The following is a 6,331-nucleotide window of genomic DNA, read 5'->3' on the forward strand; positions in this document are numbered from 1 at the left end:
CGCCGGACACGCTCCGGGCCGCCCCCGGGGGCTCTGCGCGGCCTTCCGCCGGCGGTGGGGCCGGGCGCCGGTTCCCCGCTGCCTGCGCGATGTACGCAAGCCCTCACCGCGCAGGATGAGCGTTTTCCAGCGGCGCGGGGGCTGCGCGCCACGCCCCGTTGTCGGAAGGCCGCGCGGCTCCCCGCGGGGGGGGGCGCCCCGGGACGAACCCGGCGCGCCCCCCGCGGGGCTACTTGCGGAAGCCCATGTCCTCGTAGCGCGGCGTCTGGAAGCCGAAGGCCCCGGCGTTCGCCACGCTCGTACGGAGGGCCACCACCGCGGGGCGCTGGTAGAGGGGGATCGACCCGGCGGCGGCCCAGATGCGGGAGTCGGCCTGGGCGGTCAGGGAGCGGGCGGTGCCGGCGTCGAGTTCGGAGCCCGCCCGGTCGAGGAGCTGGTCGATCTGGTCGGTGCCGACGCGGGTGTAGTTCTGGGCGACGCTCAGGGAGCCGTCCGGCGCGGGTACGGGCTTGGCGTAGATGGGCGTGTCGTCGGTCGCGGGGTAGGCCGTGCCCGGCCAGGAGTAGAGGGCGAGGTCGAAGTCGCCGGCCGCGATGTGGTCCTGGAAGTAGCTCGTCCCGTCGACCTTGGTGATCTCCGTGCGGATGCCGATCGCGGAGAGCATGCGGGCGATCCGGGTGCCGACGTCGTCGAGCGTCGGCGAGTCCGCGGGCAGCACGAAGCGCAGGCTGAGCTGCTTGCCGCTCCTGGTGACCGCGCGTGCGGGCTCCACGACGGTGAGCGCGCCGGACGCGGTGTCGTGACCGCCGGCGGGCGCGGCCGCCTGGTCGCCGCCCTTGACGGAGGACCGCTTCCAGCCCGCGTCGTCGAGCAGCGCCTGCGCCTGCTGGACGTCGGCCTTGCCGAGGGCGGAGCTGTGGTCGGCGTAGCCGTCCTGGGAGGGCAGGACGAGGTGGTTGCCGAGCGGAGCGGCGGGCAGCCCGAGCGGCTTGAGGACGGCGGTGGCGATGGCCTTGCGGTCGACCGCGCGGGCCACGGCGTGCCGGACGCGCTCGTCGGCGAGCGGACCCGCGCTGCCGTTGAGGGCGAGCTGCGCGTACGCCGCGTCGGGCGCCTTGCGTACGGCCAGGCCCCTCGTCCTCTCGACGGCGCCGAGCGCGCGCGGCTCGATGTCGGCGAGGTCGAGCTGGCCCGCGCCCAGCGCGGCGGCCCGCTTGCCCTGCGGCACGGCCGTGAGCACGATCCGGTCGAGCTTGGCGCGCTGCCCCCACCAGGAGGCGTTGCGCTCCAGCGTCACCGTGCCGGCCTTGGTGTCCACGTCCTTGACGGCGAAGGGCCCGGCCGCGGCGGGCAGCGCGGTGCGGGCCTTGTCGTTGAAGGCGTCGGGGTCGCCCGTGACAGACTTGGGGTAGAGCGGGCTGAAGAGCGAGCGCCAGTCGGCGTAGGGCGTGCTGAAGGTGACCTCGACGTGCTGCGCGTCCTGGCCCTGCCTGACGGACGCGATCCGGTCGTACCCGGCGTTGCGGGAGGTCCAGTACGCGGGGTTCGAGCCGTTGAGGGCCTTCCACTGGGCGGTGAAGTCGGCGGCGTCCACGGCACGCCCGTCGGTCCACCTCGCCTTGGGGTTGAGCTGGTAGGTGACGACCTGCCGCGGCTCGGTTTTCGTGACGTCGGCCCTGGTGACGAAGTCCGGGTCGGCGTGCGGCCGGCCGTGCGCGTCGAGGCGGAACATCGTGGGCAGGGTGGCGCCGGCGACGGTGGCGGTGTCGGCGTCCGCGTCGGCCTGGAAGGCGTTGAGGGTGCGCGGCACGCTCGCGGTGGCCCAGCGCAGGGTTCCGCCGTCGCGTACGCCCGAGCGTGCGACGGTCGCGATGTCGGTGCCCGCGGTGCCGGCCGCGTGGTTGCCGCCGCCCGAGGAGCAGGCCGCGCTGAGCGTGAGGGTGGCGCCCGCGGTGAGCGCCACGGCGATTCGCACCGCGCGCGCCCGCGGCGCCGGGGGGACAGCGGTCGGGGCCGCACGGTTCATGAGGTCGCTCCTCCGCGACCCTGGCGGCCGGCCGGAGACGGTCGGTTCCGCCGGGGACTTTTCCGATGATCGAATGGGCCGCTTTACCGGTGGTCCGGTTATTCGCACTCCCACTCCAGACGACGCCACCGGCGCCGCGCCCCCGACCCGCCGACGGCACCGGCGCACTCCACCCGTCCGGCCCACCGCCGCGCGCTGATCGAATCCGTGCACGCGTCTTCACAAGGAGTGGTGTGACGCGCGACACTCGCTGGCGCAGCACCGCGATGCCAACGGCGGCAGATGGTGAAGGACGGTGAGGGCACGGCATGTCCCTGCACGACGACCTGACGTCGGTCCAGCGACGGCTCGACGACCTGATGCGCTGCGTCGCCCGCCTCGACGAACCGTGCGGCGACTCCCTCGACCTGCGCAGGGTCCGCTCCGCCGCGGACCACCTGAGGGACAGCCTCACGATGCTGTGCGAGGCCGCGCCCGCCGCAGCGAAGGGCCGGCCGGTGGACATGATCACCGTGCCGGACGCGCCGTACGACCGCGGGCTGTGGGCGGACGCCGAGGACGAGGGGCTCGGCTCGCCGTACCGGCACGCACCGTGACGCCGGCGGGTCCCGCCCCGCGCCACGCCCGTGCGCGCCGCCCCCGTCGCGCGCCCCCTCCCGTACGGAGTCCCCTTTGGCCACCGGAACCACTCCCGCCACCCCACTCCGCCGCGGTGTCTTCGCGCCCGGCCGCGCCGCGATCCCCGACCGCCACCTGCGGACCGACACGTGGTGGCTGTCACCGCTGGTCACCGCGACGGTCCTGGGCCTCTTCGTGGTCTACGCGACCTGGCGCGCCTTCGCGAACGGCGACTACTACACCGCGCCCTACGTCTCGCCCTTCTACTCGCCGTGCCTCGCCTCGAACTGCACGGACATGGACGGCGGCGCCGACTGGCACCTGTTCGGCGACTGGTGGGGCCTGTCCCCCGCGCTGCTGGTGCTGATCTTCCCGCTGGGCTTCCGGCTGACGTGCTACTACTACCGCAAGGCCTACTACCGGGGCTTCTGGATGTCGCCGCCGGCCTGCGCGGTCGCCGAGCCGCACGAGAAGTACAGCGGTGAGACCCGCTTCCCGCTGATCCTGCAGAACATCCACCGCTACTTCTTCTACCTGGCCCTCGTGGTGGCCGGGATCCTCACCTACGACGTGGTGCTCGCCTTCCGCGGGACGGACGGGAGCTGGGGGCACGCCGGGCTCGGCACCCTGGTCTTCGTCGTCAACATCGCGCTCATCTGGGCGTACACCCTGTCCTGCCACTCCTGCCGGCACATCATCGGCGGCAAGCTGCGGCACTTCTCCGCCCACCCGGTGCGCTACCGGCTGTGGGGCTGGGTGGGGGCGCTGAACGGCCGCCACATGCTGCTGGCCTGGTCCTCGCTGATCAGCGTCGCCGTCGCCGACTTCTACGTGTACCTGGTGGCCAGCGGCGTATTCGACGATCCGAGGTTCTTCTGAGATGACACAAGTCGAACGGCACGCGTACGACGTGGTCGTGGTCGGCGCGGGCGGCGCCGGGCTGCGGGCCGCCATCGAGGCCCGCGAGCAGGGCCTGCGCACCGCCGTGATCTGCAAGTCGCTCTTCGGCAAGGCCCACACCGTGATGGCCGAGGGCGGCATCGCGGCCAGCATGGGCAACGTCAACGCCCACGACAACTGGCAGGTGCACTTCCGCGACACCATGCGCGGCGGGAAGTTCCTCAACCAGTGGCGGATGGCCGAGCTGCACGCCAAGGAGGCCCCCGACCGGGTGTGGGAGCTGGAGACGTGGGGCGCGCTCTTCGACCGCACCGCCGACGGCCGGATCTCCCAGCGCAACTTCGGCGGCCACGAGTACCCGCGCCTCGCCCACGTCGGCGACCGCACCGGCCTGGAGCTCATCCGCACCCTCCAGCAGAAGATCGTCTCCCTCCAGCAGGAGGACTTCGCCGAGACCGGGGACTACGAGGCCCGGCTGAAGGTCTTCCAGGAGTGCACGGTCACCCGCGTCCTCAAGGACGGCGGCGCCGTCGCCGGGGTCTTCGGCTACGTCCGCGAGTCCGGGCGGCTCTTCGTGATCGACGCCCCCGCGGTGGTGCTCGCCACCGGCGGCGTCGGCAAGTCCTTCAAGGTGACGTCAAACTCCTGGGAGTACACCGGCGACGGCCACGCGCTCGCGCTGCTGGCGGGGGCGCCGCTGATCAACATGGAGTTCATCCAGTTCCACCCGACCGGCATGGTCTGGCCGCCGTCCGTCAAGGGCATCCTCGTCACCGAGTCCGTGCGCGGCGACGGCGGGGTGCTGCGCAACAGCGAGGGCGAGCGGTTCATGTTCCGCTACGTCCCCGACGTCTTCAAGGAGAAGTACGCGCAGAGCGAGGAGGAGGCCGACGGCTGGTACACCGACCCGGACACCCACCGCCGGCCCCCCGAGCTGCTGCCCCGCGACGAGGTGGCCCGCGCCATCAACGCCGAGGTCAAGGCCGGCCGCGGCACCCCGCACGGCGGGGTCTACCTCGACGTCTCGACGCGGCTGCCCGCCGAGGAGATCCGCCGCCGGCTGCCGTCGATGCACCACCAGTTCAAGGAGCTGGCCGACGTCGACATCACCGCGGAGGCCATGGAAGTCGGTCCGACCTGCCACTACATGATGGGCGGCGTCGACGTCGACCCCGACACCGCCGCGGCGACCGGGGTCCCCGGGCTCTACGCCGCCGGCGAGGTCGCCGGCGGCATGCACGGCTCCAACCGGCTCGGCGGCAACTCGCTGTCCGACCTGCTCGTCTTCGGCCGCCGCGCGGGCCTGCACGCCGCCGCACACGCCGCCGGCCTCGGCGACGCGCGCCCCACCGCCGACCAGGCGCAGATCGACGCCGCCGCGGCGGAGGTGCTGCGGCCCTTCGGCGCGGAGTCCTCCGGCGACGGCACGGCGGAGAACCCGTACACCGTGCACCAGGAGCTCCAGCAGGTCATGAACGACCTCGTCGGCATCATCCGGCGCGGCCCCGAGATGGAGCAGGCCCTCGGCAAGCTCGCCACCCTGCGCGAGCGTGCCGGACGCGTCGGCGTCGAGGGCCACCGGCAGTTCAACCCCGGCTGGCACCTCGCCATCGACCTGCGCAACATGCTGCTGGTCAGCGAGTGCGTGGCCCGCGCCGCCCTGGAGCGCACCGAGAGCCGCGGCGGCCACACCCGCGACGACCACCCCGGCATGGACCGCGCCTGGCGCCGGGTCAACCTCGTGTGCGAGCTGGCGGCGCCCCCGGACGCCGCCGCGTCGCCCGCTGTGACCCTCCGGCGGCGCGCCATGCCGCCCGTCCGGGCCGACCTGCTCGCCCTCTTCGAACGCGAGGAGCTGGGCAAATACCTGACCGACGAGGAGCTTGACGGGTGACCCACACAGCGCACTTCAAGGTCTGGCGGGGCGACGCGGAAGGCGGCGGCCTCCAGGACTACGAGGTCGAGGTCAACGACGGCGAGGTCGTCCTCGACATCATCCACCGCCTCCAGGCCACCCAGGCCGCGGACCTCGCCGTCCGCTGGAACTGCAAGGCCGGCAAGTGCGGGTCGTGCAGCGCGGAGGTCAACGGCCGCCCCCGGCTCATGTGCATGACCCGGATGTCCGTCTTCTCCCCCGAGGAGACGATCACCGTCACCCCCCTGCGGACCTTCCCCGTCATCCGCGACCTCGTCACGGACGTCTCCTTCAACTACGAGAAGGCCCGCGAGATCCCCGCCTTCGTCCCGCCCCAGGGCCTCGCCGCCGGCGAGTACCGCATGCAGCAGGTCGACGTCGAGCGCTCGCAGGAGTTCCGCAAGTGCATCGAGTGCTTCCTGTGCCAGGACACGTGCCATGTCATCCGCGACCACGAGGAGAACAAGCCCGCCTTCGCCGGGCCGCGCTTCCTGATGCGCGTCGCCGAGCTCGACATGCACCCGCTGGACGCGGCGTCCGAGCAGGGCGGCCCCTCGCGGGCCGCCTCCGCGCAGGACGAGCACGGGCTCGGGTACTGCAACATCACGAAGTGCTGCACCGAAGTGTGCCCTGAGCACATCAAGATCACGGACAACGCGCTCATCCCGCTCAAGGAGCGGGCCGTCGACCGCAAGTACGACCCTCTCGTCTGGCTCGGCTCCAAGATCCGCCGCCGTTCCTGACCGCGGGTCCGGTGCGGTATGCGGTGGCCCGCGGCCGGGGCGGCGGTGGGGCTGTTCGCCGTCTCGCCCGGTAGGGGCTGGTCACGCGGCTTCCCCGCGCCCCTGAGGGGGTGCCGCTTGCGGCGGGCG

The 6,331-nt window shown here is 73.0% G+C and carries 5 protein-coding genes; 4 read left to right on the forward strand and 1 reads right to left on the reverse strand.

The genetic code is table 11. From position 1 onward, the window contains the following. Positions 1–229: 229 nt before the first annotated feature. On the reverse strand, positions 230–2,026 hold the full coding sequence (locus ACH4SE_RS27610) for an ABC transporter family substrate-binding protein (protein WP_398546184.1): 1,797 nt from the start codon (positions 2,024–2,026) through the stop codon (positions 230–232). Positions 2,027–2,334: 308 nt separating this feature from the next. Here ACH4SE_RS27610 and ACH4SE_RS27615 point away from each other — a divergent pair, with 308 nt between their 5' ends. From ACH4SE_RS27615 to ACH4SE_RS27630, 4 genes are all read left to right on the forward strand, one after another. Then, entirely contained in the window at positions 2,335–2,622 is a 288-nt protein-coding gene (locus ACH4SE_RS27615) for a hypothetical protein (RefSeq protein WP_398546185.1), read from the forward strand. A gap of 76 nt (positions 2,623–2,698) precedes the next feature. After that, positions 2,699–3,523 carry a hypothetical protein gene (locus ACH4SE_RS27620; protein WP_398546186.1) on the forward strand — a complete coding sequence of 275 codons (825 nt, stop codon included), beginning with the start codon at positions 2,699–2,701 and terminating at the stop codon, positions 3,521–3,523. 1 nt (position 3,524) lies between these two features. Next, positions 3,525–5,438 carry a fumarate reductase/succinate dehydrogenase flavoprotein subunit gene (locus ACH4SE_RS27625; protein WP_398546187.1) on the forward strand — a complete coding sequence of 638 codons (1,914 nt, stop codon included), beginning with the start codon at positions 3,525–3,527 and terminating at the stop codon, positions 5,436–5,438. Beyond that, positions 5,435–6,202 carry a succinate dehydrogenase/fumarate reductase iron-sulfur subunit gene (locus tag ACH4SE_RS27630; protein ID WP_398546188.1) on the forward strand — a complete coding sequence of 256 codons (768 nt, stop codon included), beginning with the start codon at positions 5,435–5,437 and terminating at the stop codon, positions 6,200–6,202. Before ACH4SE_RS27625 ends, ACH4SE_RS27630 begins: the two co-directional genes overlap by 4 nt. Positions 6,203–6,331 lie beyond the last annotated feature (129 nt).

The sequence above is a fragment of the Streptomyces sp. NPDC020983 genome, from assembly GCF_044333485.1.
In the GTDB taxonomy this organism is placed as follows: Bacteria; Actinomycetota; Actinomycetes; order Streptomycetales; family Streptomycetaceae; genus Actinacidiphila.

Excerpts from the sequence above, each read along its gene's own strand:
- ACH4SE_RS27625 (WP_398546187.1), top strand. The coding sequence starts at position 3,525 with ATGACACAAGTCGAACGGCACGCGTACGACGTGGTCGTGGTCGGCGCG.
- ACH4SE_RS27615 (WP_398546185.1), top strand. The coding sequence starts at position 2,335 with ATGTCCCTGCACGACGACCTGACGTCGGTCCAGCGACGGCTCGACGAC.
- ACH4SE_RS27610 (WP_398546184.1), bottom strand. The coding sequence starts at position 2,026 with ATGAACCGTGCGGCCCCGACCGCTGTCCCCCCGGCGCCGCGGGCGCGC.